Annotated in this window: 26 protein-coding genes; 17 read left to right on the plus strand and 9 right to left on the minus strand. The window is 62.4% G+C overall.

Features of this window, described 5'->3' with window-relative positions:
- The first annotated feature begins 7 nt into the window (after nt 1–7).
- The 15 genes from KIO76_RS07840 to KIO76_RS07910 all read left to right on the plus strand — a co-directional run bounded on the left by KIO76_RS07840 (nt 8) and on the right by KIO76_RS07910 (nt 13699).
- On the plus strand, nt 8–577 hold the full coding sequence (locus KIO76_RS07840) for a cupin domain-containing protein (RefSeq protein WP_213322397.1): 570 nt from the start codon (nt 8–10) through the stop codon (nt 575–577).
- On the plus strand, nt 574–1449 hold the full coding sequence (locus KIO76_RS07845; RefSeq protein ID WP_213322399.1) for an FAD binding domain-containing protein: 876 nt from the start codon (nt 574–576) through the stop codon (nt 1447–1449). The genes KIO76_RS07840 and KIO76_RS07845 overlap by 4 nt, the downstream gene beginning before the upstream one ends.
- Nucleotides 1446–1931 (plus strand): (2Fe-2S)-binding protein, encoded by a 486-nt coding sequence (locus tag KIO76_RS07850; RefSeq protein WP_213322401.1) that lies wholly within the window; start codon nt 1446–1448, stop codon nt 1929–1931. Before KIO76_RS07845 ends, KIO76_RS07850 begins: the two co-directional genes overlap by 4 nt.
- Entirely contained in the window at nt 1928–4351 is a 2424-nt protein-coding gene (locus tag KIO76_RS07855; RefSeq protein WP_213322403.1) for a xanthine dehydrogenase family protein molybdopterin-binding subunit, read from the plus strand. The genes KIO76_RS07850 and KIO76_RS07855 overlap by 4 nt, the downstream gene beginning before the upstream one ends.
- A 301-nt stretch (nt 4352–4652) precedes the next feature.
- Nucleotides 4653–5144, plus strand: a complete 492-nt coding sequence (locus KIO76_RS07860) for an SRPBCC family protein (RefSeq protein ID WP_213322405.1) — start codon at nt 4653–4655, stop codon at nt 5142–5144.
- A 224-nt stretch (nt 5145–5368) separates the two neighbouring features.
- A complete protein-coding gene (locus tag KIO76_RS07865; protein WP_213322407.1) occupies nt 5369–5581 on the plus strand; it encodes a DUF4287 domain-containing protein in 213 nt (70 codons plus the stop codon).
- A gap of 433 nt (nt 5582–6014) precedes the next feature.
- Nucleotides 6015–7103, plus strand: a complete 1089-nt coding sequence (locus tag KIO76_RS07870) for a Gfo/Idh/MocA family protein (RefSeq protein ID WP_213322409.1) — start codon at nt 6015–6017, stop codon at nt 7101–7103.
- The gene (locus KIO76_RS07875; protein WP_213322411.1) at nt 7093–7908 is read left to right on the plus strand and encodes a creatininase family protein; all 816 of its coding nucleotides are present in this window, start codon (nt 7093–7095) and stop codon (nt 7906–7908) included. The genes KIO76_RS07870 and KIO76_RS07875 overlap by 11 nt, the downstream gene beginning before the upstream one ends.
- The gene (locus tag KIO76_RS07880) at nt 7905–8300 is read left to right on the plus strand and encodes a cupin domain-containing protein (protein ID WP_213322413.1); all 396 of its coding nucleotides are present in this window, start codon (nt 7905–7907) and stop codon (nt 8298–8300) included. The genes KIO76_RS07875 and KIO76_RS07880 overlap by 4 nt, the downstream gene beginning before the upstream one ends.
- Nucleotides 8297–9277: an NAD(P)-dependent oxidoreductase gene (locus tag KIO76_RS07885; protein ID WP_213322415.1), complete on the plus strand. Its 981-nt coding sequence runs from the start codon at nt 8297–8299 to the stop codon at nt 9275–9277. Before KIO76_RS07880 ends, KIO76_RS07885 begins: the two co-directional genes overlap by 4 nt.
- Nucleotides 9278–9454: 177 nt before the next feature.
- On the plus strand, nt 9455–10423 hold the full coding sequence (locus KIO76_RS07890; protein ID WP_213322417.1) for a Bug family tripartite tricarboxylate transporter substrate binding protein: 969 nt from the start codon (nt 9455–9457) through the stop codon (nt 10421–10423).
- A gap of 10 nt (nt 10424–10433) precedes the next feature.
- Complete coding sequence (locus tag KIO76_RS07895) at nt 10434–10886, plus strand: tripartite tricarboxylate transporter TctB family protein (protein WP_213322419.1); 453 nt, start codon at nt 10434–10436, stop codon at nt 10884–10886.
- 36 nt (nt 10887–10922) lie between these two features.
- A complete protein-coding gene (locus KIO76_RS07900) occupies nt 10923–12440 on the plus strand; it encodes a tripartite tricarboxylate transporter permease (protein ID WP_213322421.1) in 1518 nt (505 codons plus the stop codon).
- Between the two features lie 111 nt (nt 12441–12551).
- Nucleotides 12552–13280 carry a GntR family transcriptional regulator gene (locus tag KIO76_RS07905; protein ID WP_213322423.1) on the plus strand — a complete coding sequence of 243 codons (729 nt, stop codon included), beginning with the start codon at nt 12552–12554 and terminating at the stop codon, nt 13278–13280.
- Nucleotides 13281–13405: 125 nt separating this feature from the next.
- On the plus strand, nt 13406–13699 hold the full coding sequence (locus KIO76_RS07910) for a DUF982 domain-containing protein (protein WP_213322425.1): 294 nt from the start codon (nt 13406–13408) through the stop codon (nt 13697–13699).
- A gap of 111 nt (nt 13700–13810) precedes the next feature.
- Here KIO76_RS07910 and KIO76_RS07915 read toward each other — a convergent pair whose 3' ends face one another.
- The 9 genes from KIO76_RS07915 to KIO76_RS07955 form a co-directional block, all read right to left on the minus strand.
- A complete protein-coding gene (locus tag KIO76_RS07915; RefSeq protein ID WP_213322427.1) occupies nt 13811–15664 on the minus strand; it encodes a gamma-glutamyltransferase family protein in 1854 nt (617 codons plus the stop codon).
- A 3-nt stretch (nt 15665–15667) separates the two neighbouring features.
- Nucleotides 15668–15985 carry an NIPSNAP family protein gene (locus KIO76_RS07920; RefSeq protein WP_213322429.1) on the minus strand — a complete coding sequence of 106 codons (318 nt, stop codon included), beginning with the start codon at nt 15983–15985 and terminating at the stop codon, nt 15668–15670.
- A gap of 43 nt (nt 15986–16028) precedes the next feature.
- A complete protein-coding gene (locus tag KIO76_RS07925; protein WP_213322430.1) occupies nt 16029–17072 on the minus strand; it encodes a ketopantoate reductase family protein in 1044 nt (347 codons plus the stop codon).
- On the minus strand, nt 17069–17863 hold the full coding sequence (locus tag KIO76_RS07930; RefSeq protein ID WP_213322431.1) for an SDR family NAD(P)-dependent oxidoreductase: 795 nt from the start codon (nt 17861–17863) through the stop codon (nt 17069–17071). Before KIO76_RS07930 ends, KIO76_RS07925 begins: the two co-directional genes overlap by 4 nt.
- 3 nt (nt 17864–17866) lie before the next feature.
- The gene (locus KIO76_RS07935) at nt 17867–19627 is read right to left on the minus strand and encodes a M28 family peptidase (RefSeq protein ID WP_213322433.1); all 1761 of its coding nucleotides are present in this window, start codon (nt 19625–19627) and stop codon (nt 17867–17869) included.
- Nucleotides 19624–20469 carry an ABC transporter permease gene (locus tag KIO76_RS07940; RefSeq protein WP_213322435.1) on the minus strand — a complete coding sequence of 282 codons (846 nt, stop codon included), beginning with the start codon at nt 20467–20469 and terminating at the stop codon, nt 19624–19626. The genes KIO76_RS07935 and KIO76_RS07940 overlap by 4 nt, the downstream gene beginning before the upstream one ends.
- Nucleotides 20469–21353 carry an ABC transporter permease gene (locus KIO76_RS07945; RefSeq protein ID WP_213322437.1) on the minus strand — a complete coding sequence of 295 codons (885 nt, stop codon included), beginning with the start codon at nt 21351–21353 and terminating at the stop codon, nt 20469–20471. Before KIO76_RS07945 ends, KIO76_RS07940 begins: the two co-directional genes overlap by 1 nt.
- Nucleotides 21331–22461, minus strand: coding sequence for an ABC transporter ATP-binding protein (locus tag KIO76_RS07950; RefSeq protein WP_213322438.1), 1131 nt, complete (start codon nt 22459–22461; stop codon nt 21331–21333). The genes KIO76_RS07945 and KIO76_RS07950 overlap by 23 nt, the downstream gene beginning before the upstream one ends.
- A 93-nt stretch (nt 22462–22554) precedes the next feature.
- Entirely contained in the window at nt 22555–23619 is a 1065-nt protein-coding gene (locus KIO76_RS07955) for an ABC transporter substrate-binding protein (protein WP_249729534.1), read from the minus strand.
- A gap of 162 nt (nt 23620–23781) precedes the next feature.
- On the opposite strand from KIO76_RS07955, the gene KIO76_RS07965 reads away from it, so the two are divergent.
- Both KIO76_RS07965 and KIO76_RS07970 read left to right on the plus strand, forming a co-directional pair.
- Nucleotides 23782–24330, plus strand: coding sequence for an Lrp/AsnC family transcriptional regulator (locus tag KIO76_RS07965; RefSeq protein ID WP_213322444.1), 549 nt, complete (start codon nt 23782–23784; stop codon nt 24328–24330).
- A 53-nt stretch (nt 24331–24383) separates the two neighbouring features.
- Nucleotides 24384–24695, plus strand: a complete 312-nt coding sequence (locus KIO76_RS07970; RefSeq protein ID WP_213322446.1) for an NIPSNAP family protein — start codon at nt 24384–24386, stop codon at nt 24693–24695.
- Nucleotides 24696–24893 lie beyond the last annotated feature (198 nt).

Genomic DNA, 24893 nt, shown 5'->3' on the forward strand with positions numbered 1-24893 from the left:
ACCGGATATGAGCACGGGAACACTGCCGCCGTTCCGGCGGATCATCACGACCAACGCGGAGGGTGGTCGCTCGCGCATTCTGGCCGATGCGCCGGTTCCGCATGTCCTCCAGTCCGCTCCCGGGCGTGGATTGATCAACCTGTGGGCGACCGAGTCCACCCCGCCTTCGCTCGACAAGCTCGATGACGCTGCCTGGCCGGTTCAGCTCGAGCCGCCTGCAGGTGGTACCGTCTTCCGCTTCTTTCAGCTCGGCCCGCGGACGGTGTCCAACGAGGATCCCGATGTTGCCGAACGGGCCGCGGCGGCCGCATTCGCGCGCATGGGCGCGGCGCATCTGCGCGTCGATACAACTCGCCATCCCTCGATGCACAAGTCCCATACCCTCGACTACATCATGCTGCTCAAGGGCAGGGTGCTGCTGGTCCTCGATGAGGACGAGACAGAGCTGCAGCCTTTTGACGTGGTGATCCAGCGTGGCACCAACCACGCATGGGTCAATCTGGAGGACGAGCCGGCGCTTTTGATGGGCGTACTCATGGACGCAGCGCGTCACCCCACCGGTGGCGAACAGCCATGAAGCCCGCGCCCTTCGATTACAGGAGGCCCGCCACGAAGGCCGAGGCGCTTCGTTTGCTGTCGGACCATCGCGACAACGACGCGAAGATCCTCGCGGGTGGGCAAAGCCTGGTGCCAATGATGAACTTCCGCATGGCGCAGCCGGCGGTGATCATTGATATCAATCGGCTCTCGGAGCTCGCCTTCGTGAAGGATCTGGGCGAGCACATCGCCATCGGCGCGCTCACCCGCCATAACGACGTCATGCGTCATCCTCTTGTCCGAGCCCATCTGCCGCTGCTGGCGATGGCCTACGAGAATGTCGCCCATCACACTATTCGCAACCGCGGCACGATTGGCGGCAATGTCGTTCATGCGGACGCTGCATCCGAGGTGCCCGCCGTCCTGACCACCCTCGACGCGGAATTCGTGATCGAGAGCACCGAGGGCGTCCGCATCGTCGGCGCCGATGACTTCTTCCTCGGCGTGTTCACGACCGCCGTCGAAGCGCATGAACTGCTGGTTGAGATACGCGTACCACGCCCGAACGCCCATGCCGGCGTGTCTTTCGAGGAGGTCAGCCTCCGCAAGGGCGATTTCGCGATCGTGTCCGTCGCGGTGGAGATCCTGGCCAGAGACGGCAGGTTTGAGTCCGCCCGCATTGTCATAGGCGGCGTGGAGGAACGCGCCTTGCGTGCTGGAACCGCCGAGCAGGCGCTGGCCGGCACCGGCCTTTCCGATGATGCGATTCATGCGGCCGTAACGGCGCAGATCGACGAAATTTCTTTTTTCGACGCGCCGGGCATATCGGCCGAATACCGCCGTGATGCGGCCAAGGCCTTGCTGGAGCGTAACATCCGGGCAGCGGCCACACGGGCAGGGAGGATGAATTGAGCCACATCACCATCTCCGTGACCATCAATGGCGAGCTCATCGAGACAACGGTGGAGCCGCGTCTGCTCGTATGCGATTTCCTTCGTGATCATCTCGGTCTCACAGGCACGCATGTCGGCTGCGAGCATGGGGTGTGCGGCGCCTGCACCGTGCTTGTGGACGGACGCACCGCGCGCTCCTGTCTGCTGTTCGCCGCCCAGCTCGATGGGGCGCAGGTCGAGACCGTCGAGGGTCTGCTGCTTCCCGACGGAGAGCTTTCGCCGCTGCAAGCCTCCTTCCGCGACAATCACGGGCTCCAGTGCGGCTTCTGCACGCCCGGCATGCTGATGACTGCGACCGAGCTGCTCCGCCAGGGCGGACTGCTCGATCGTGAAGAGGTGCGCGAGGCGATTTCAGGCAACCTGTGCCGGTGTACGGGCTATGAGACCATCGTCGATGCGATCCTGACCGCGAGCCGTGATCAGGCCAAGGAGACGGTATGATGTCTTCGGATCGACGCAATTTTCGGTGGATTGGTCAGAATCTCAAGCGCCCGGAGGATGTGAGGCTTGTCTCCGGTCGTGGGCGCTTTGTTGACGATGTGAAGCTGCCACGTATGGCGCATGCGGCCGTGCTCGCGAGCCCGCATGCGCATGCCCAAATCGTGTCGATCAATCTTGATGCGGCGCGCGCCTTGCCCGGCGTCTATCTGGCGGTCGGAGGCCGGGAGTTTGCGGAGAGCGTTGGCCCCATGCCGACGCTGTCGTCCCCACCCATCGTGCAGCATTGTATCGCGGTTGATCGTGTCCGGCATGTCGGTGAGCCGGTCGCCGCAGTTGTCGCCGCGTCGCGTTACATTGCCGAGGATGCGCTTGCCCTCATCGAGGTCGACTACGAATTGCTGCCGGCTGTGGTCGACCCCGAAGAGGCGATGGCCGCCGAGGGGGACGCCGTGCTGCACCCGGAGCGCGGCAGCAACGTCGTCCACAGCAGCCGCCATGTCTGGGGGCCGTTGGACGAGGCCTTTTCCTCGGCAGCCCATGTGGTGCGCCGCCGTTTCCGATGGCCGCGCGTTTCTCCGCAGCCGATCGAGACGTCGGGTGCCGTGGTCGATTACGACCGCGCCGAGAAGAAGTTCACGGTACATTCGAACATGTCCCAGCAGAGCGTCATCGGCGCGCGGCTGGCGCGGGCGCTTGGCGTCGATCCCTTCCAGATGAACTTCCATATCAGCGATGTGGGTGGAAGTTTCGGCGGCAAATCGTCTCTCTACCATGTGCCCTTGATCGCCGCCGGGCTCGCGCGGCTTGCAGGCCGCCCCGTCAAATACGTCGAGGATCGGCTAGAGCATATGGCGAATGGCAACCAGCATGCCTCGGACCGCATCTATGATGCGGCCCTCGCCGTGTCCGCTGACGGCACCTTCACAGGCCTGAGCCTCAAGGTTATCGACGACTACGGCGCTTATTTCATGATGAACACCGGTTCCCACGGCAATGCTCTTGCCCAGGCGACCGGCCCTTATCGTATTCCAGCGCTCGAATATGATCTCACCGCCGTCCTGACTAACAAGACGCAGCAGGCGCCTTATCGCGGTTTCGGCGGCGAGGTTGGCAACTTCGTGCTCGAACGGCTCGTCGATGCGGCCGCGCAGGAAACGGGTTTCGACCGCATCGCATTGCGCCGCCGGAATTTTATCGACAACGCCGAGTTCCCCTACCGGATTCCGAACGGCAATATCTACGATAGCGGCGACTATCACCGCGTGCTCGACCGGGCGCTCTCCCATATCGACCTCGATGCCTGGGAGGCCCGGCGTGTGAGCGCCCGTGCCGAGGGCAAGCGGATCGGGATCGGCGTTGCAACGGTGAACGAGCGCAGCGTGCTTTCGGTGACGGAGCTTTGGTTTCTCGATGAAAAGCCGGCCTTCCCCCAAACGAGCAGCCCCGAGAGCGTGCGCATCCGTATCAATGCGGACGGCATGGCCGTTGTCACGATCTTCGCGCCGCATTGGGGCAATAGTCCCGAAACAGTCGCCAAGCAATTGACGGCCGAATACCTCCAGATGGATCCCGATCACATCGCGGTGAACTATGCCTCGACAGAAAACGGCTTGATCTCGAAGGGGCCTGTTGGTAGCCGATACACTGTCATGCTGGCAGGAGCGATCGCGGGGGCCACGGCGACGTTGAAAACCAAGCTCATCCGCTTCGGTGCGCATATGCTAGGTGTCGCGGAAGACGAGGTGGAGGTGCATGACGAATCTGTCTCCGTGATCGGCGACCCATCACGCCGGCAGTCATTCGCGGATATCGCGCGTGCGGCGCACAGCTTCCGTTTATCTTTTCCGGGCGGCGAGGACTTTCGCAGCGGCCTCTCCGCCGAACATACCTATGATCATCCCTATACGACGATGCCGAAGGCTGACAGGTCCGACCTCGGTGTCTTCTATCCCATCGTCGGCCATGCCTGCCACATCGTGGTCGTGGAGATCGATGAGCGGACGAACCAGACGCGCATCGTGAAATACATCGCCGTCCATGACGCGGGCACGATCGTCAACCCGCGCATCGTTGAAGGCCAGATCAGGGGCGGCATCGCGCAGGGCATCGGCACCGCCCTCTATGAGATCTATCGCTACGGCGAGGGCGGCCAACTGCTGACGGCCTCTCTCGCAGATTATGCCATACCGACCGCGCATGAAATCCCGGACATTGTCGTCGATCATGTGGAGACACCCTCGCCCTTCACGGAGTTCGGCATCAAGGGATGCGGGGAGGGAGGGCGTCTCGCCTGCATGCCCGCTGTGGCGTCGGCGATAGACGATGCTTTTCGCGCGGAAGGCCTGTTCGTAGCTGAACTCCCCGTCACCCCGTCTCATTTGCACGCAATGAGAAGCGGGTCGGGCTCTTCGCCGGAATAGTGCATCCTCCATAAGTCTGTATTCGACCAATGGGGATTGGTCCGATGATTGTCTTAATAAGGTGAAAGCAAGTTGATTCTCTGAGCATCCTCCGATCTCGTTGAATACGAGATTTCATTGGCATGGCCGGGCTTGCCCGGCCATCCCGATAAGAAAGGCCGATTGTTTCGATTCCCGGCACCGGGTCGGGATGACGGGTCGGGTATTTCAACCAGATCGGAAAACAGTCGCCGCTGCACCATCGATCATGCCGCAGGCGTTGCTGTGTGACGCGCAGATACTCCAACATGGGAGAGATTTGATGGCTTTGCTGATTGAAGGTGAGGAGCGGATCGCCGCGCCGGTTCAGGTCGTGTGGGATGCCCTGAATGATCCCGCCATTTTGCAGCAGTGCATCCCCGGCTGCCAGTCCCTGGAAACTACCGATGTTGGCGCGATGGAGGCAACGGTCGTTCTCAAAATCGGACCGATAAAGGCGACATTCGCCGGCTCGGTGACATTGACCAATCTCGATCCGCCCAACGGCTACACCATCCAGGGAGAGGGAAAGGGCGGCGTCGCCGGCTTCGCCAAGGGCGGCGCGGACGTTGCTCTTACGCCGGATGGTCCGGAACATACGCTTCTGCGCTATACAGCAAAGGCGGATGTCGGCGGAAAGATCGCGCAGCTCGGAAGCCGCTTGATGATGTCAACGGCCAAGAAACTATCTGGAGAATTCTTCTCGGCTCTTGCAGAGACCATCGGCGCGGGCGCAAAGGAAACAGAGCTCCGTGAAGATGGCGCTTCCGGATAGGAAAAATATTCTGACCGGTGGCGACGGATCCAGGAATTTTACTCGATGAGGCAGAATCGTTCCCGCAGGACATCTATTCGCGGGGACCATTTTTTAGTCAATCTCACCGAACCTCAGTGGCGCAAGGCTAGGCCGATAAACCGACGAATACTGGCTGATAATTATGCCGCCATTGGTTTTTGTCGTGTTGACAAATATCGTGCTTCTATGGTCGCATGACGGGTATGAGCGACGAGAAGATCAAAGGTCCGGCATCCTATTTTCCTTCCATCGAGAAGAAATATGGTCGCCCGATATCTTACTGGAAGGGCTTGGTTCGTGCGGAGCTCCCTGCCAAGCACATGGAACTCGTCGCCTTCTTGAAGGAACAGCATGGGATGGGGCATGGCCATGCCAATGCGATCGTTGCTCATACGCTAGCCGAGGGCGACACCTGATCCACGTTGCGATCTGGAAATCATGAGCATGAGTTCCGGTTAAAGGCTGTTCTTTGAGGAGCAGTCCTGGCCGTGGAACCCTTCTGCTTTGTCGCTCATTCAAAGACCAAATCCGCGGGGACTGATTCAGGCTCGCCGTTGATTTTCGCGTGCGACCATCTTGCCGGATGAATAGCGGGCCTGTCGTTTTGACGGGACGCCCTCCACTTCTCCACCTCTCCAGATCCCGGAAGCTTGAGCCGCGGCATACGCATCCGGGCGGTCCGCGGATTTACTTTCAGTCAGCGCGACATGGCGGCAGTGGTCCTCACCGGTCTGAACCGCTCCCGCATATGCAGCTTGACCGGGTGAGATGACCATACTACCGTATGACAATCTTGGACAAGAAAACCGAGCCGCAGCCTGACGCGGCCTCATTGCGGGAGGATCAGAGATGGCGGAGCCTGTGCATGTTGGCATCGTTGGACTGGGACGCTGGGCGCGGGTGTTGACGCGCGCTGCCAAGAAATCGGATGCGATCAAGATCATGGCGGGGTTCAGCCGGTCGGAGGAAAAGCGGGAAGCCTTTACGCGCGACACCGGCATTCCGACCACGCCGGACCTGAAGTCCTTGCTTGCCGACCCCTCTATTAGGGGCGTCATCCTGACGGTGCCGAACGAACAGCACCTGCCTGTCGCCGCCGAGGTCGCGAAGGCCGGCAAGCATGTTTATACGGAAAAGCCCATCGCCAGCACGTTGGAGGATGGCCTCGCCATCGCCGCCCTTGAGAAGGAGCACGGCATAACGGTCACGGTCGGGCATAGTGCCCGTCTGATGGCGGGCGTGCGCCGTATCCGCGAGGCGATTGACGCCGGAGAGCTTGGCCGCGTCGCGCTGATCGAGGCGAATTTCTCCAACGAGCGCGCCCTGGAGCTCACGCCGCAGACATGGCGCTGGTACAAGCATCGCGCGCCCGGAGGACCGTTATCCCAGCTCGCCATTCATATGTTTGATCTTGTTCATTACATCGGTGGCGAAATATCCCAGGCGAGTTCCATTGCCTCGAAACTGTCGCCGGTAGGCGCGGAGGTAGATGATCAGTCGCTGACCTTGTTGAAGTTTCAGGACGGCAAGGTCGCCTATGTCGGCTCAAGCTGGACGGCGCCTGGCATCTTTTCGCTCAGGGTTTTCGGTTCAAAGGGCCTGATGCATTACGAGATCGACTTCGGTGTGTGGGATACGCCGGATGAAATACATAAGTCCTCTTCGCTTTACATCCAACGCGGCAAGGATGGGTTCGGGAAACGTGAAGTCCTCCAGGATAGCGAGAGTGATATGTTTCGCGTCGAGCTTGAGCTTTTTGCCGAAAGCTGCCGTTCGGGCAGAGGCAACGAGTTGAGCGCTGACAACGGCAACGTGGCTGTGGCTTGCGTCTATGCAGCCCTCCAGTCCATCGAAAGCAACGGCCAACTCGTTAAGCTCGCCGACGTCATGGCAGCCGCCCGCGCCCGGGCCGGCGAGGGCGACCGCCATGTCGCCTAGCGCCTCCAGTCGCTATTTCTGCGATCTGACGCAGCCGGAGATTGTCGAGCAGTTCAAGCGGCATCCCCTGGTCATCCTGCCGGCGGGAAGCGTGGAGCAGCACGGTCCGCATCTTCCGACCGGGACGGATATCTTTGCCGCCAACGTCATCTCGCACGCGGTGGCGGAACGGCTCGACGGCCTGGTCCTGCCGGCGCCTGCCGTCGGCGTGACGCCGATGCACATGCCGTTCGAAAGCACGATCACCTTGTCGCCCGATACCTATATGCGGGTGGTGTCGGAGATCTGCGCATCGACGGCCCAGCACGGGGCGCGCTATCTCCTGATCCTCAACTGGCACGAGGGCAATATTCCTTCGCTCGCGATTGCGGCGGAGGATCTTCACCGCAAGCACGGCATGACCGTGTTGACCGTCCAGGCCTGTTATGTCGCGGCCGACATGTATGGGCACGAATGCAACGGCCTGACGCATGGCGGCGAGATAGAGGCGCTTGCGGTCCTCGCCTATCGTCCCGAGCTGGTGCATCTCGATCGGGTCGCCTATTGCTCGGATCAGTCCCATGGCCTGAAGATGGACAAGCTGCGGCGCACGAAGAGCTATCAGCCTGTATTGACGGACATCCGCTGCATCGCGCCGACAGGTTGGTACGGCATGCCGCAGAAGGCGACCAAGGAGCGCGGCGAGGCCATGCTCTCGGCACTCGCCGATGCCATCGCGAGCGAGGCGAGGGAAATCTTTGGCCTTCTCGACGATGTCCTCGGCGGCACGGCGGAGGTCACGCAGATCAGGCGGGCGACACCGTGACCCGGCTTGTGCGGGCCTCTGACGGGCGCAGGCTCGGCCTTCCCGGCCGTAGCGCACGCGAGATTGCGGATGGCGGCTTGGGCGATGCGATGACGGTTCGTCATGTCGAAATCGCGATGAGCCAACCTGGTTCCGTTCAGCGCGGCCCGCATGTCCATAGCGACGTCGCTGAATGCATCTATGTCCTCAAGGGAGCTGGCGTCACCGAGACAGAAAGCGGCAACTTCGCGCTCCAGCCTGGTGATTGTGTGATCGTGCCAGCGGGGGAACTGCACGTGACGCGGAATACGGGGGCGGGGAGCCTCGAGCTGCTATGCTTTTTTCCCATCGGAGAGATCGCGACTCGGACGCGGGAATTCGCATCCTGGGATGAAGCGAGGGCCTCACGATGAACGTCGATGTCTTATGCCTTCGGCCGGAAGCCGACTTCACCCGGGTGGGCGTGGAGCCGCCCCGCAAACTCGCGATCGCCTATCGCACGCCCGGCGACGCGGATGTCGCCGGACTGCTCGGGCAAGCTCGCGCGCTGGTCATTCCGGCGGTCGGGCCGAAGCTCGATCCCGCGCTTTTTGCCCAAACGCGCTTGCGCCTCGTCCAGGTCACCGGAGCCGGGGTCGATCGCGTGGATCGGGAAAGCCTCGTCCATCGAGATATTCCGGTCTGCAACGTGCCGGGCGGGAGCAATGGCGCCTTGGCTGAATATGCCGTGACCTGTTCGTCACTGCTGTTGCGTCGCTTGATGTGGTCGAGCAACGAGATTCGTCGGGGCAACTATGCCTCCTTTCGGGCCAGCATGGTCGCCGACAATCTTGCCGGCATCGACGGGCTCATGGTCGGCCTCGTCGGTTTGGGTACGATCGGCCTTGCGGTGGCGGATGCCTTCGCGAAGGCGGGCGCCCGGCTCGCCTATCATGATCCATCGCCGCGGGATGCAGATGCCGCGCGTGAACTGGGCGCGCGCGCCATGGCCTTGGATGACCTTCTCAGCGAGGCCGACGTGGTGAGCCTCCATGTACCCTTGCTCCCGCAGACCACCAACATGATAGGCGCGGCGCAACTCGCACGGATGAAGAAAGGCGCGATCCTCATCCAGGCTGCCCGTGGCGGCATCGTGGACGAGGAGGCGCTGGCGGCGGCGCTCACCTCCGGCCATCTCGGCGGAGCTGCGGTCGATGTCTATGCCAAGGAGCCGCCCGAGCCGACGAACCCGCTGCTCGCCCTGACGGGAGAGGCCGCGGACCGGCTGCTACTGACACCGCATATCGCGGGGGTGACTCGCCAGGCATCAGCGACGCTGTTCCGACGGGCCTGGGACAATGTCGAACGTGTGCTGATTCAGGATATGCCGCCCGAATGCCGCGTTTTCTGAAATGCGCCATGGCGCGCCGCAGAGTATTGTACAAGGTGAGTACCTGATGGAATAATCGAGGTAGACAATAATGATTGCTTGAAGGCAATCAAAGGGGAGGAAGACGTTATGGCTTGGATGCGCCAGCCGATTGACTTTCTATCGGCATATACGATCGTTTCCCGTAGAACCGGCCTCATGTTCGCTGCCGTTGCCGCATTGGGCCTGAGTGGACAGGCTCCTGTCTACGCGCAAACGATGACCGCACCGGAAGGCAGCATCGAGATTACCGTCGGATCCGGTCCTGGCGCCACCCCTGATGTCATCATGCGCCGGGTGGCCAAGATCCTCAATGACGAAAAGATCGTCACGAATCCGATCGTGGTCCAGAACCGCACGGGTGGCGGGTGGACAGTGGCCGCCAATTACGTTCTCGGCCACCCTGGCAATAAGAACATTCTCTTCGCCGTTGTACCAACAGTCTACGCCACGCCAATCGTGCAGGGATTGCCGAATACTTACGAAAAGGTCACACCACTAGGAATGCTGGCGCGCATAGATCTTCTCGTCGTGGTCCGCGCCGATTCGCCCTACAAGACCCTCGCTGATTTCGTGAAGGCTGCGAAGGAGAAGGAGCGGGCACTCTCGATGGCTGGGGCGAATGTCGGCTCTACCGACCACATCGTCAATGCGCTCATCGAGAAAGCGGGAGGCGTCAAGCTGAACTACGTACCCTTCGACGGCGGAGGAGGGCAGGTCATCTCATCCCTGCTCGGCGGGGTGGTGACGGCCATCACGCTGCCGCCGGACGAAGCGATGCCGTTGCTGCAGGGCGGCAAGGCCAGGGCGATCGCTGTGCTGAGCGAGCAACGGCTGGCGGAGCCGTCGTTGAAGGATATTCCCACGGCCCGCGAGCAAGGCGTGGACGTCGTCTGGGGTCAGTACTACGGCATCGCCGGGGCGCCGCAACTGGACCCCACCGTTGTCGCCTGGTGGCAGGATAAATTCACGAAGATGGTCGCCACGCCGGCATGGACGGCCATGATGAAGGACATGTATCTGACGAGCGCATACGTGCCCGCGAACGAGGCGCGTCCGGCGATGGACAAGGTTTATCAAGGATTCGCCAGCGTTCTCTCGGAATTGGGGCTGGCCAAGAAGAAGTAGGGAGGGCTGCATGCGACGCATGGATATCGCCGCGGGCATTTTCCTGCTCCTGTGCTCGGCGCTCGTCGCGCTCGGTACGCGGCACTTGCCGTATTGGGCGGACTTCGCCCCGGGCCCAGCCTTTGCCAGTATCTGGGTGGCCATCGCCGGGTTTATGATCGGCGCCGCGCTTGTCGTGCAAGCGGTCCGCCGCAAGACCGATACTCCGGTTGAGTGGCCGGATCGTGCGGGCGCCCGTCAGGTGCTGCTCGGCATCGGGACGCTCTGGCTGCTTTTGATCCTCATGCCCTTGTTGGGGACGGCGGTCAGCGGGCTGATCTTCGTTGTGCTTTTCTTGCTTGTTGTCGCGCGCCGCCCCATCGTCCCGTCACTGATCACATCCGTCGTTACAGTGGCGTTGATCGAGGGGGTATTCGGTCTCTGGCTCAATGTCGATCTTCCGAAAGGCCTCGTTGGTTTCTGACGACGAAACCGGCCAATCGCAGAACAAGGCCACGTGATGGAATCTCTCGGTCTGCTCCTGCACGGCTTTGAAGTCGCGCTCACGCCGTCGAATCTCATAGCTGTATTCGTCGGCGTCCTCCTGGGCCAGGTTATCGGAGCATTGCCGGGCATTGGCCCCTCGTTGGGCATGGCTCTGCTCTTGCCGATTTCCTTCGGACTACCGCCGATCACTGCGATCGTCCTGCTCTGCGGGATCATGTATGGCGCGATGTACGGCGGCACCCTGACGTCGGTGCTCATCAATGTTCCTGGTGAGTCGTCGGGGATCATGACGACCCTTGAGGGCTACAAGCTGGCGCGGCAAGGACGCGCCGGAGCCGCGTTGTGTATCGCTGCCATCGGATCTTTCATCGGCGGCACGATTACAATATTTCTTCTAATATTCGCTGCTCTGGCTATCAGTAACTTCGCGCTTAACTTCGCGCCGCCGGAATATTTTCTTCTTGCAGCGCTGGGCATCACCGCGACAGCCAGCATGGGCGAGGGCTCGCCTATCAAGGCGCTTTTCATGGCGGTGATCGGCCTCATGATCGCGCTCGTCGGCACGGACCCAATTCTGGGCACAGAACGGCTGACGTTCGGTCAGGTGGATCTTCTCGACGGCATTGATTTTCTCCCCATAGCGATTGGCGTCTTCGGCATTGCGGAAGTGCTGGTGTCCCTCGAGAGGCTGGTGGATCTCGAGCCCATGAAGACGCGGCTGCGTGATCTCTGGCCACGATGGCGCGACTGGGTTGAATGCCGCATGGCCATCGTTCGTGGAACGGCCATCGGTTTTGGTCTCGGCCTCCTGCCGGGGGTCGGGCCGACGGCATCCACCTTCATTGCCTATGCGACCGAGCGACGCTTCAGTAAAAACCCCGAGCGGTTCGGCAAGGGCGCGCTCGATGCGGTGGCGTCGGTCGAGACGGCAAATAACGCGTCCGTTGTCGGGTCGCTGGTGCCCATGCTGACACTCGGTATTCCCGGTTCTGGCCTGACGGCGGTATTGCTCGCCGCCTTTACCCTGCAGGGCATCCGGCCTGGTCCCTTGCTGATGACCGATCAGCCTGATCTCGTCTGGGGGCTCATCGCAAGCATGTTCATTGGCAACTTGATGTTGCTGATACTCAATCTGCCGCTCGCGCCCTTCTTTGCGTCGCTGCTGCGCGTACCCTATGCCTATCTCGCACCGGGGATCCTCTTGCTGTCGATCGTCGGCGCCTATGCCACCAACCTCCGGCTCTTCACCGTGGGCCTTGCCATTGCCTTCGGTGTCATCGGCTATGTGATGATCAAGGCGAGGTTGCCGCGCGCTCCGCTCATCCTCGGCATCGTCCTCGCCCCGATCCTTGAATCGTCGCTGCGGCAATCGATGATTTTGTCCCATGGCAGCCTCGACATCTTCGTGACACGGCCGCTGGCGCTTGTGCTTCTGCTCACTGTGATCGCGTCGCTCGCTTTGCCGCTAATGAGCGGCCTCTGGCGTTCAACACGGCGCGCACGCGCGCAGGTCGGCATTCCGACCACGTGAGGCAGGCGGCACGTTGCAGTTCAGCCGGTTTCGCGGCACAAGTGGCGCGGATGTCATGGTAGGTCGTGCCGGTTATCCGACCGGCTGAACGTTTTCGGGAGTCCATTGCACGTGTCGTCCGTCAACGTCAGTCGTTCGCTCGGAGAGGAAGCCCTTCCAACCATCGAGAAGGATGCTGCCCCCCTGCGGCGCAAGGTGGTCGATACCTTGCGGCTTTCAATCGTTCACGGCCGCCTGGCACCGGGAGCGCGGCTCGTCGAGCGGGAATTGATCGACATGCTCGGGGTTTCGCGGACCGTGGTCAGGGAAGCCCTGCGCCAGCTCGAGTCCGAGGGCTTGATTGATGTTGTTCCCAACAAGGGCGCCGTGGTTCGCAGCCTGACCTTGGCTGAGGCTAAGGAAATCTATGCGATCCGCGCCGTTCTGGAGGGCTTGGCGGCGCGGCTTTTCTGCGAAAATGCCACAAAGGCCGAGCATCAATCCCTGGTCGCTGCATGCGAAGGGGTCGCTGCCGCCTATGAAGGGGGCGATGCGTCCGCCATCATCGAGGCGAAGAACAGGTTCTACGACATTCTGGTCAGAGGCGCGCGCACAGAAACCCTTTGGCGCATGATCGGCGATTTGAACGCCCGCATCTGGCGCTGGCGTGTTTTGGGGCTGGCCCATCCTCGGCGCTCACCCAAACGTTCGGCGGAGAGCGTCGCGGCTACATATGCGCTGGTTGAGGCGATCGAAAAGGGCGACGCGAAACTTGCGGAGGAACTCGCGCGCGCGGAGGTCAATCGCGCGGAGGTGGAGGCGACGCGTCTCGTTGCTCAAGAGGAAGCGCAAGGTTCTTAATCCCTTTACGTCTTTTCGCGTATATAACGCCATTGCCACGGCGCGCGTCGATGTGCCATCCAGCGCGCGGATCTCACGAAGGGGCGTAGGGGGCATTGACGCCGGAGGAACAACGTCGCTACCGCTTGGCGAAGCGCAGGATTCGGGAATTCGAGCCTGTTCCGGTCGTCGTGGCCAACAAGGGCGGCGTGGAGATATGCCGGCTCGATGACGCGGTCATTCTGCTCATCGGAAAGTGGCCTTCGGCTTTTGCAACCAGTGCCAAGAGGCTGACTGCCATATCCCTTTGCCGTGAAGCGCTCGAGGGCCGGATTTGGCCTGACATCGCGCGCAAAGCCTTTGTCTCCGCCGCAGAGGAGGCCGGGGTTCTGGATCCGGGACAGCCGGCCGCAGAGCCGCAGGTGCCTCGCCGCCCCTGATTTCCAATCCAGCGGCTGGAGCACGGCGATGGTATTGCCGATAGCCAGATTTGAGAGCGAGCGGGCGGATTGATGACTTGGATGGCGTTACATGCTGCTTGCCGGATCGCGCTATCTGCCGACCGCGAAATCCTGCATGCCGCGAGGGTTCGCGGCAGAGCGCAGGATCGGCGCGCCTTGCGCCGTCTCGCGGCCGACGGCGCATAGCCGGCCGAGCGACCAGTCGCCCGCCACCGTCACGTCATGGCCACGCCTCCGGAGGGCGGCGATGACATCCTGCGAAAAGCGCCCCTCCACGGACAGGGACCGCGGCTTGAAGTCCCGGGGCCAGAATGAAGCGACCAGATGATTGGTATGGAAGGCTGGCGCGTCAATTGCCTGTTGCAGCCCATAGCCATGATGCAAAATCCTGAGCAGGAATGCGATCGACCACTGCTCTTGCTGATCCCCGCCCGGCGTGCCGAAGCCGAGATATGGCAGGCCTTCGCGCAGTACGAGCGTGGGCGTCAAGGTCGTCCGCGGACGTTTGCGGGGTGCGAGCGATGAGGGCAGGCCCGGGGTGAGCCAGAACATCTGTGAGCGCGTCGAAAGCCCGAAGCCGAGTTCAGGAATGACCGGGCTGGCCTGAAGCCAGCCGCCGGACGGGGTGGCGGCCACCATGTTGCCGAAGCGGTCCGTCACGCAGATATGGCAGGTATCCCCCTCGCGGCGTTCCACATGCGCCGCCAGCGCGGCCTCGGCCGAGCTACCGCTCGCGAAGGTCGGCTCGCCGATGGCGGCTTGAAACGTGGGCTCGCCAACTCCCGCGGGCTTGTGGTCTTCCGTGGCCTCCCGCAGCGGCACGGGCGCGGGCCTCCGCCCTTCCGGCGCGCCCGGCCGAAACTCCGCCGCGCTTGTCGACGCGACGAGTTGTCGCCGCTGCGCGATATATTCGGGATCGAGCAGCGCCGCGAGGGGCGCCTCGCCATCGCCGAGCCAAGCGTCCCGATCGGCCATGGCGAGCTTACCCGTCTCGGTGACAAGATGGACGAACTCATCCCCCAGCGGGTCGAGATCATCGAGAGGAAAGCCCTCAAGCAGACCAAGCCATTGCAGGAAGGCGGGACCTTGGGTCCAGGCGCCGCATTTCAAGACAGTCACGCCGTTGTAGTCACGGCTGACGGGTGCATCATAGCTCGCTCGCCAGCATGCGAGATCGTGCGCGGTCAGAAGTGCCGCGTGGCGCTTGCCGGATGAATCGAGGACCGGTTCACGGCCGGCGCGATCAATGGCTTCAGCAACGAAGCCCTCGTACCAAAGTGCTTCCGCCCTCGTGATCTCCGCCTCGCGACTGCCGCCTGCGCTTTCATCGACGATGCGCTGATAGGTCGCCGCCAGCACGGGATTGCGGAACAGTGCGCCGGCCTCCGGCGCCTTGCCACCGGGGAAGTAGACCGCGGCCGAACTGGTCCATTCGCTCTCGAAGAGGGCGCGCATGGATTCGATCGTGCGCGCAACACGGAGCGTCAGCGGATAGCCACCGCCCGCGAGCTCGATAGCCGGTTCAAGTACGTCCTTCAGGCGCAGCGTCCCATGGCCTCGCAGCAGCAGGAGCCAGGCGCTGAAAGCTCCGGGCACGCAAGCCGCGAGATGACCGGTGCCGGGCACCATATCAAGCCCAAGTTCGCGGAAACGCTCGGGGGTCGCGGTCGCCGGCGTCACGCCCTGCCCGCAAATTCCTTCGGCCTTTTCTGTCCTCGCATCATAGAAAAGGATGGGCACCTCGCCAGCGGGGCCGTTGAGATGGGGTTCAACGACCTGCAGCGCGAAGCCAGCGGCAACCGCCGCGTCAAAGGCATTGCCTCCCCGCTCCAGGATGCGCATGGCCGTGGCTGCCGCGAGCCAATGTGTTGCCGCGGCACAACCGAACGTGCCGCGGATTTCCGGCCGCGTGGTGAAGGGACCGTTGGAAAAGACCGTGACCATGGTTCAGGAACGGAAGTAATCGGGGCGTTTCAGGACAATGGAATGCAAGCTTGCCGAAAGGGGGCCGTCCGTTTCAGTCGCTGCCTTCGCGGCCGCCCAGGCAGGATCGTCGCGGAACTTGTCCCAGCCGGCTTTCATCGCCGTCTCATCAGCCCATTCCATTACATACCAGATCTCACGGGCGCCATCGGTCGTTTCCCAGTAATCGTGGACCTTCAGACCATATTTGGCGAGAAGAGGAAAGACATGCTCCTCGAAGCGCCGCGCCAAAGCATCGGCCTTTCCTGCAACGGGAATGTAGTGGCGGAGTTCGTAGATCATTGATTGCATCCTTCTGCTTGAACCGACGTCTGTGTGCAAAGGCTCAACAGCCGCGGTCTGTGGCGCAAGCCGCTAGGCGCATGAATGTTTCAGGCCCCAACGCAACCTGATGTGTTTCTGCGCCATGAATCAGGGCCAGAAGCTGATCAAGACAAGGCGTCGCGACAGCATGTCGGCGTGCCGCGGCCACAACTGGAGCCAGCATCGCATTCACCTCTGTCGGGCGGTGAAGCTCGGCGAGGTCGCGCCAGATGCCCGTACGCGTGTTCTCGTAGCGCCGCCAGGCGACACGCTGCCCAGCCCACACATCATCGGGCCCGAAGGCGAGGCTGCCTCGGTCGAGCAGGCGCATCGGCTCAAGGCCGTCCGCCGGCTCAAGCCGCGCGCACTCCGCGAGCGCCACCGCGACTACCTCACTGCCCGCCGCCGCGAGAACAGCGCAAACGGCGGGATCGTCGTAAAGCTCGAGGACATCGCGATCGGCGAGGGCCGTTGCCGAATAGATCGCCGCAAGGACAAGCTTGCCCCAGGCATGCCCGAGAATGTTGTTGGTCATCTCGGCCGGCTGCAGCTGGCCGAGCAGGGCGACAGCCTCCTCTGTGCGCGGCCTTGCTATGCCGTCGATCTCACCGACATGAGTTTCGCCATAGCCGAGGAGCGCCAGTTGCCCCGGCGACTTGTAATGCGCACCGATGGCAATGACCGCGCCGATGGTGCGCTCCTGCCCGACAGTCGAAGCGACGGTGAGCATGCCGAGCCCGTTCTGCAGGGGAAGGACCCAGCCCTTCGGCGAAAGATGCGCGCGAACGGTCGCGAGCGCCGCCTCTGTGTCCCTGGCTTTCACCGCCAGGATGACACGGCTGAACTCTCCGACGAGCGTCGACGGATGATGAGCCTCGAGCCGCGCATGGAGCGGGCGTACCCCGGCAACCACGAGGCCGTTCTCTTGAATCGCTTCGACGTGGGCGGGATTGCCGTCAACCGCGACCACGTGCTCTCCCGCTGCCGAGAGACAGGCCGCGAGCGTGCCGCCGATGGCGCCGGCGCCAATGACCAGGATCGGATCCCCGATGGCTTCTGCGTTCATTTGAAATTGGCGTCAAAGGTGAGTGGCACATGGGTGCGACCGCAATGGGAGCCGCCGTTGACCTCGAGCGTCACACCGTTGATCCATTCCGCGCCATCAGAAGCAAGGAAGCTGACGGCTTGCGCAATATCGTCCGGTCGGCCCGTCCGCCCGAGCGGGATGCCGCGCAGGCTCAGATTGATGTAAGCATGATTGTCCGGGCTCTCTTCCTCGACCACATGATCGAGCACAACGCCCGGCGCCACGCCGTTCACGCGGATTCCTTCGCGGCCGAATTCGATGGCGAGCACCTGCGTCAGCATGTTCACCCCGGCCTTCGCCGCCGCATAATGTGCACTGCCAGCGCGCGCGGATGTGCCGGCGCCGGACGATATGTTGACGATCACACCGCGTGTCTTGGCGGCGATCCAGCGTCGGCCATAGGCGCGGCACATCAGCATGGTGCTGCGAAGGTTGAGCGCCATGGCGCGATCCCATTCCTCGACCGTCATGGCGACGACCGGCTGGTTCAGATATTTGCCGGCGCAATTCACCAGGATATCCACCGGACCAGCCAACCTCTCCGCTTCGTCTACCATCCGCTCGACGTGGTTCTCGTCCGTGACGTCGCCGATCACCGCAGCGAGCGAAGGACCGTCGGCGTCCGCAGTCGCGACCATGGCAGCCAGGCCCTCGGCGTTGATGTCAGAGGCAACGACTTTCGCGCCTTCGCGCCGCAGATCCGCGACGATGGCGCGGCCAAGAAGTCCGGCGGCTCCTGTGACAAAGGCGGTGTGTCCAGCCAGGCGCATGGGTCAGGCTCCCTTCCCGGAGGTGAGAATGTCGAGGCAGGCGTCGAGCGCTGCATTGGCTTCACGCAACGCGAAGAGCACGCGGTTCACGCCGCGCCGTGCTGCGCCGATCGCGAATTTCTCAGCATCCGATCCGGGGCTCGTTGCGGCAAGTCGGCCCAGGGCTGCGAATGATGGATACGCCGGTTGCGGGAGCGCCGGGTCATGGTCGAAGCGGTCACCGGAGGTGTAGTCGACGGGAACAAGGGCGCGCGATACCGCCATGAGGCAGGCGTTGATCCGACCGGCCTCGTCGTCGGTGTGCTCTCCCGTGGTAAGTGCGGCAAGCGCCTCGGCGCGGCTCCTCAAACCTTCGGCGCGGGTCCGGAGCGGCGCGAGATCGAAACGATCGCCCAGGCTTTTTGCGAAACCGTCGATCTGCGCAAGGAGCATGTCGGCGTGGGCGGCATAGTCGATCGGCAGGATCCTGGCGGTCAGAAGACCAGCGACCGCATGAAGGTAGACGCGGGTGTCACGGACAGCGATCTCCTCGTCCATCTTGTCGAGTGTGTCTTCAGGTGTGTGCCACCACCAGCCCGTACCCGCGCCCTGCTTGTTCGGACCGCCGAACAGGAAGGATGCAGCGGGTGCGGCGCCACTTGCGGGATGCTCGCCGAGATTGGAAAACATCGCGGGAATACCGATGCCCCAGAACGACTGGTCTCCCGCCCGGGTGATGCGATGGCCGAAAAGCTCCTGGTCGCCCTCCGCGCGGATGACCTTGCGGCTGAACGGAACGAGTTCCGCAGCCGCCTGCACATCCGTCAAGACGGTGTTTCCCTTCGCGCAGGTCGAATCGATGTTCACATGCGCGACCGCGCGCGTGGCAAGCTCCTCCCAATGCGTATCGGCATACCACGTCGAGCTGGAATAGCGCCCCTGTGAATGGCCGGACCAGAAGAAGATCTTCAGGCCTCGTTGCCAGCTCTTCCGTGCTTCGGCGCTCAGCCGGGCCACTTCGAGCATCGTGGCATTGGCACCGCCATTGTCCATGACACCGTAGTACCAGGTGTCGTGATGGCCAGAGAACAGGACGTAGGGCTCGTCCGTAGCCGCTCCGGCGCGATCCAGAGACGCGACGAGGATCGGCGTCTTGCGCCAGCCGGTGTCGACAGCGGCATTGAGCGTGACCGGCATATCGGGGGCAGATCCGAGCTTCCCCTTGAGGCGGTCGCCATCGGCTTTCGCCAGCGTCACGACCACAGTCGCGGGGAGATTGCCAACGGTTTCGTCCGTCGGGCTGCCCCAAACGGGGGAGATGCACATCTCATGCGCGTGGACGCTTGGGCTGAGGTGGATCTGACCGATGGCACCCGCCCGACCCGCGCGCTGCGAAACCGCAGGTGTCGCGATGCCCTCTACGAGGACGATCTTGCCGCGGACGTCGCGCGCGGCAAAATCCGCCGGGCTGCCGGGACCGACCGGCACAACCTCGCCCTCCAGGCCGCCAGCCGGAGAACTGCGCGAGAACGACTGTGTGATGGCGGGCAGCGTCTCGCCGGCGATGGTGACCGAGGCCTCGCCAGGCAAGCTGATATAGGCGTCGTGCAGGATGAGCTCGGTCGCATAACCATAGCTGTCCAACGCGGTGCGGACATAGGCAAGGCTGTCCAGCTCACCCTGCGTTCCCGCATGTTTGGTCCATTGCGCGAAAGCCGTGAGATGCTGCATCAAGCGGGGGCCTTCGACGCGCGCGGCTAGCGCCTGGAGCTCGATGTCATTCATGGTCCGGGTTCCGCTGAAGTCTGCAGGGTGGTGATCTTGCGCCGGCCGAGCACGAGGCTCGTCAGGACGAGCAGGAAGATGGCGAATACGATAAGCACGGACGAGAGCGCAGCGATGGTGGGATCCTGCCACCGCTGCAGATAGAGGAACATCTCGATCGGCAGCGTGCTTTCGCCCGGCCGCATCAGGAACATCGTGGTCTCGACCTGGTCGAAGGAGGTGACGAACGCGAGCAGGCCGGAAATGAAGACGCTGACGGAGATCTGTGGCAGGATCACCTTGAGGAAGGTGGGCAGCGGCCTGGAGCCGAGATCGAGCGCGGCCTCCTGCAGCGACCAGTCGAAATTGGCCAGCGATGCCGCGACGATGGCGATGACGAAGGGAACACAGATCAGCGTGTGGGTGAGAACGAGGTTCCAGTTGCTGCCGTAGAAGCCGATCTTGACCACCAGCATGAAGACGGCGACGCCCAGCACCATCTTGGGCAGGACGACGGGCGACAGGAAGACGGCTTTGAGGGCAGAGTGTCCGCGTGGCCGATAGCGGACCAGCGCGTAGGCAGTCATGGTGCCGACCACGAGTGATGCGGCTGTGGCGACCAACGCGAGGATCAGGCTCCGCAAGGCGGCGACGTAGAAGGTCGTCTGCGCGGCGAGGTTCGCGTACCAACGCAGAGAGTACCCCTCCGGCGGGAAAATCGCGTAGCTCTGGGCGGAGAACGACGTCAGAATCACGATGGCCAAGGGTGCCAGAATGAAGATGACGGCCGCGACCGTGAAGATCCCAAGCGCGAGATGTCGCCAAGCCGGCAGCGCTTTTGCGCGTGAGTGACGAGCCGCCATCACACAGCCTCGCTGTATTTCGACAGCCGTCCGAACGCGACCACCGCGATAAACGCCATGACGAGCAGGCAAAGCCCGCCGACAGCCGCGACAGGCCAGTTGATGTCACTTGTCGCAGTATAGATCTGGATCGGCAGCACGAGCACACGTCCCCCACCCAAGATTGCCGGCGTGACGAAGGAGCCGAGCGACAGGGTGAAGCAGATCTGCGCACCCGCCACCACGCCAGGAAGTGTGAGGGGAAGGGTGATGCTGCGGAAAGTCTTCCACCAGCTCGCGCCAAGATCTTCCGCCGCTTCGCGCAGCGTCGGGTCGAGCCGCAGCATGGAGGCCAGGATCGGGAAGACCACGAAGGGCAGGAAAACATGGGCGAGACTGATGACAGTACCCGTCATGTTATAGACGAGGGAAACCGGCCCGGATGTCAGGCCGAGACGGGTCAGGATGAAGTTCACCGGCCCCTGATCGGCAAGCACGACAGTCCAGCCATAGCTGCGGACGACGACGCTGACGAGCACGGGGGCAAAGACGATAAACGCGACGAGTTTCTGCAGGCTGGGGCTGCGCATGCGCCACATCGCATAGGCAAGCGGATAGCTGATCACCAGGCAGAGCAGTGTCGACACCACGGCGAGCTGGAGCGTGTCATAGATCGTGATGAGATAGAGCTCATCCGTCATGAAGCGCCAGTAGGTCTCAAGGGTGAAGGTTTCCTCAAGCCGTCCACCCCGAAAACGATAAAAGCTGTAAAGCAGGAAGATCCCGACCGGCAGAAGGAAAGCCACCGCCATCAGGAGGCACATGGGCGTCAGCAGCAGCCAGGCCGAGCGTTCGGCTTTCGCGCGGGCGGACCCGCCGCCCTCACGGCCTGAAGAGGCGGCCATCGGCGGGCTCCCAGGTAAGGGTGACGGGGGTGCCCTGGGTGAAGACGGCGGCACCGGCACCGTGGGGCTGCTCGGCAGTGATCTCCACCGATGCGGCGTCGAGCCCCACCACATATTGCACGGTCGAACCGCCGAAGATCATCTGCCGCACCACGCCGGTGGCCCGCGCTGATCCCAGATGATCCAAGCCGGGATGATCCAAGCCGGGATTATCCAGGCCGGATGCACCAACGCCGGCCTGCGCCGCGCCGATGCGCACCCGCTCGAAGCGCAGCGCCAGGGTCGCCTCTCCGGACAGCGCCTCGCGCGCCACCGCCACGAAGCCGAGATCGCCCAGCCGCACCCGCGCAAGCCCCTCGCCCGCCGGCCCCTCCACCGTCACCGGCAGCAGATTGGCATGGCCGATGAAACCCGCCACGAAGCGCGTCGCCGGCGCGTCATAGAGCTCCTGCGGCGAGGCGATCTGCTCCACCCGCCCGGCATTCATCACCGCCACCTTGTCCGACATGGCGAGCGCCTCGCCCTGGTCATGGGTGACGAAGATGAAGGTCGTTCCGATCTCCTGCTGGATACGCTTCAACTCGATCTGCATCTGGTGGCGCAGCTTGAGGTCGAGCGCGCTCAGGGGCTCGTCGAGCAAGAGCACCTTCGGCTGCTTCACCAGGGCCCGCGCCAGCGCCACGCGCTGCATCTGCCCGCCGGAGAGCTGGCCCGGCTTGCGGCCGGCAAAGCCCGAAAGCCCGACGAGCGCCAGCGCGTCACCCACCCGGCTGCGGATCTCGGCGCGCGGCCTTCCCTCCGCCTCCAGCCCGAAGGCGACATTGGCCTCCACGCTCATATGCGGAAACAGCGCCCAGCGCTGGAACACGATGTTGGTCGGCCGCCGGTAGGGCGGCACGTCGGTCATGTCCTGACCGGCGATGCGGATCGCGCCTTCATCGGGCGCCTCGAAACCCGACAGCATCCGCAACGTCGTCGACTTGCCGCAGCCCGATGGCCCCAGCAGCGAGAAAAACTCCCCGCTGCCGATTCCGAAGGAAATGTCGTCGACCGCAAGATGCGACCCGAAGCGCTTCGTCACGCCAACGATCTCTACCGTTCCTGACACGTTGCAAGGTCCCGGATGCAAGCTTTGGTTAAGGCGAGCTGATTTCGAAGCTGGAGCAGGTAAGGCCGTGAGGTCACCACGGCCGGCGCCAGCTCAGCGCATCTTCAGCTTGATCTCGCGCGCCCAGCGGTCGCGCCAGTCGGCGGCTACGGTCGCGATATAGGCGAAATCGATCTGAATGGCGTTCTTGGCGATGGCGGGGTTGAGGATCGGGTTCTCGACCTGCTCCTTGGACAACGTCGCGTTTGTCACGAGCGGAACCGACGAGGTGACAAGCGCGTAGCGGCCAGCCCGATCCGGCGTGAGGAGCTCGTTGAGCAGATCCTCGCAGACCGCGCGTTGGGCCGGGGTTACGCCCTTGGCGATCGCCATATAGATCGGAAATGCGATCGCGCCTTCCTTCGGCACGGCAAAGCCGACCGGTGAACCTTCCTTGATCCAGACATCCGAGACGGAGGAGAACCACGGCGCGATCGGTGCGTCGCCACGGATCACGAGGTTTTTCAACGCGTCATTGGAATCGACCAGCGCACGGAAATTCTTGGCATTCTCGGACAAGAGCTTGAAACCCGTGTCGGGGTTCTTTTCATCTGCGCCGTTGAGCTTCGAGACTAGACCGATAAGCCGCAGGTCATTGTCAAAAGTGACGATCTTGCCTCGGCTGTCCGGACTCCAAAGTACGCTCCAAGAGGTCGGCGGCTCTTTCATCACGCGCGTGTTGTAGAGGAGGCCGATGCCCATTGCTTGATAGGGAACGCCGCGCGCATCAGGACGCGCATAGGATTCCAGTGTGTTCGCCATGTTGGGAATGTTCGCCTTGTTCAGGGGTTCCCACATGTCATCAGCGTCACCACGGTTGATGGTATCGGCGTTGAAGAAGCCGCAGTGGACGAGCGGCTGATCTGGCGTCGTGCGGCGCGCCGTGACCATCTTGGGATAGATGATCGCGTTCGTCGTCTCGACAATATCAATGCCAGCCTTGGGATTTTTCTTGAGATAGTCAGCGATGACTTCCTTCGGCACCACATCGGAGCCGGATCCTGCGAACATGAAGAATGAGATCTTCCCATCCCGTTCAGCCTGCGCAAACGTTGGCGAAGCGCTCGCCACGGCTGCCGCTAGGAGACTTGTCGCGAGTAACAGGGCTTTCGCCGACATCGTTGCACCCTCTCTGTTTGTCGCTTTTGACGCCCTGGCTGTGCATTTGCGCAAAAGTGACTTTATGATACGCAATGCATAATGCTAAACTTCGATTTGATACGCAGTCAATAGATTCATATGCGAATCTGATGCGCAAAGTGGGAATTTTTGAGCAACAAGATGCCTATTGCGAAGCAGGGGGAAGGTGACGTGAACGGTATGAACCTCGATGGGCTGGACAAGCGCATCATCGCTGCGCTTTCCCAGAACGGCCGCCAGCCCTATCGTGAGATCGCCCGCGATCTGAAGGTGTCTGAGGCGACCGTCCGCCAACGCGTCAGCCGCCTGACGGATTCCGGTCTCATCCGCATCGCCGCGGTCGGCAATTTCATCGCGCTCGGTTTTGACGTCGTCGCGCTCATTCATCTCAAGGTGCCGCCGGCCCATGTCGACGACTATGCCCGCCGGATAGCGGAGTATCCGTCCGTCCGCTTCGTCTCGATCTCCTTTGGCAGTGCCGACATCATCGTGCAGAGCCTCCATACGACGATGAACTCGCTGCATCATTTCATCCGCAACGAAATGCCGGCGCAGATGCCGCATATCACCTCGGTAGAGGTCTTCCCGCAGGTGGAGACGCTGAAGAGTTCGTGGACTTGGGAAACCTGGTTCGGACTCGAGCAAGAGGAGGGCTTCCAGCCCACGTCTCCGGTCGATGACCCTGAATAGTCGCACTGCGCGACCGCAACGACCCGTTACCCCAAGATGTATGGATCGCCGAAATGATCGTCGAAATTCGCACTTATACGTTTCGCTCGGGCACGATGGCTCAATATCTGAAAGCTTTCGAGCGCGTCGGCTTCGCATTGCAAAAGAAATACTTGGGTGAATGCATAGGTTTTCTCACCTCTGAAACAGGGCCCATCGAGCAGGTGGTTCAGATCTTCGGGTATGAAAGCTGGGAGGACCGTGAAAGCCGGCGAAAGGCGCTCTATGCAGATGAAAGCTTCAAGAGCATGAGCGAGGAACTGCATCCACTCATCCAAAGTAAGGACAGCCAGATCTTCCGCTCGGTTCCCTTCGCGGCGCGATAGACATCGCGCCTTGCTTTAGGGTGTCGCAATCTCGGGTTGCGCGCCGCCCCGGCCGGCCTCACTTGTGTCTCACCGGCCGATCGCGACCCGACCATCCTCGACCTTGACGGCGCCGCCGGCCGCAGACCCGGCTCCTAGATGTCGCGCGATCACTCGACAGTCAGTTTGAGCACCACGCGTGGAGCGCGTGGTGAACGG

Origin of the sequence: Chelatococcus sp. YT9, from assembly GCF_018398315.1 — a bacterium.
Taxonomy (GTDB): Bacteria; Pseudomonadota; Alphaproteobacteria; order Rhizobiales; family Beijerinckiaceae; genus Chelatococcus.

Coding starts and splice junctions, on each gene's coding strand:
- KIO76_RS07920 (WP_213322429.1), bottom strand. CDS start 15,985: ATGATCTACGAACTCCGCCACTACATTCCCGTTGCAGGAAAGGCCGAT.
- KIO76_RS07855 (WP_213322403.1), top strand. CDS start 1,928: ATGATGTCTTCGGATCGACGCAATTTTCGGTGGATTGGTCAGAATCTC.
- KIO76_RS07970 (WP_213322446.1), top strand. CDS start 24,384: ATGATCGTCGAAATTCGCACTTATACGTTTCGCTCGGGCACGATGGCT.
- KIO76_RS07945 (WP_213322437.1), bottom strand. CDS start 21,353: ATGGCCGCCTCTTCAGGCCGTGAGGGCGGCGGGTCCGCCCGCGCGAAA.
- KIO76_RS07955 (WP_249729534.1), bottom strand. CDS start 23,619: ATGTCGGCGAAAGCCCTGTTACTCGCGACAAGTCTCCTAGCGGCAGCC.
- KIO76_RS07940 (WP_213322435.1), bottom strand. CDS start 20,469: ATGGCGGCTCGTCACTCACGCGCAAAAGCGCTGCCGGCTTGGCGACAT.
- KIO76_RS07915 (WP_213322427.1), bottom strand. CDS start 15,664: ATGGTCACGGTCTTTTCCAACGGTCCCTTCACCACGCGGCCGGAAATC.
- KIO76_RS07865 (WP_213322407.1), top strand. CDS start 5,369: ATGAGCGACGAGAAGATCAAAGGTCCGGCATCCTATTTTCCTTCCATC.
- KIO76_RS07870 (WP_213322409.1), top strand. CDS start 6,015: ATGGCGGAGCCTGTGCATGTTGGCATCGTTGGACTGGGACGCTGGGCG.
- KIO76_RS07860 (WP_213322405.1), top strand. CDS start 4,653: ATGGCTTTGCTGATTGAAGGTGAGGAGCGGATCGCCGCGCCGGTTCAG.
- KIO76_RS07840 (WP_213322397.1), top strand. CDS start 8: ATGAGCACGGGAACACTGCCGCCGTTCCGGCGGATCATCACGACCAAC.
- KIO76_RS07930 (WP_213322431.1), bottom strand. CDS start 17,863: ATGCGCCTGGCTGGACACACCGCCTTTGTCACAGGAGCCGCCGGACTT.
- KIO76_RS07890 (WP_213322417.1), top strand. CDS start 9,455: ATGTTCGCTGCCGTTGCCGCATTGGGCCTGAGTGGACAGGCTCCTGTC.
- KIO76_RS07885 (WP_213322415.1), top strand. CDS start 8,297: ATGAACGTCGATGTCTTATGCCTTCGGCCGGAAGCCGACTTCACCCGG.
- KIO76_RS07875 (WP_213322411.1), top strand. CDS start 7,093: ATGTCGCCTAGCGCCTCCAGTCGCTATTTCTGCGATCTGACGCAGCCG.
- KIO76_RS07965 (WP_213322444.1), top strand. CDS start 23,782: ATGCCTATTGCGAAGCAGGGGGAAGGTGACGTGAACGGTATGAACCTC.
- KIO76_RS07900 (WP_213322421.1), top strand. CDS start 10,923: ATGGAATCTCTCGGTCTGCTCCTGCACGGCTTTGAAGTCGCGCTCACG.
- KIO76_RS07845 (WP_213322399.1), top strand. CDS start 574: ATGAAGCCCGCGCCCTTCGATTACAGGAGGCCCGCCACGAAGGCCGAG.
- KIO76_RS07935 (WP_213322433.1), bottom strand. CDS start 19,627: ATGAATGACATCGAGCTCCAGGCGCTAGCCGCGCGCGTCGAAGGCCCC.
- KIO76_RS07925 (WP_213322430.1), bottom strand. CDS start 17,072: ATGAACGCAGAAGCCATCGGGGATCCGATCCTGGTCATTGGCGCCGGC.
- KIO76_RS07895 (WP_213322419.1), top strand. CDS start 10,434: ATGCGACGCATGGATATCGCCGCGGGCATTTTCCTGCTCCTGTGCTCG.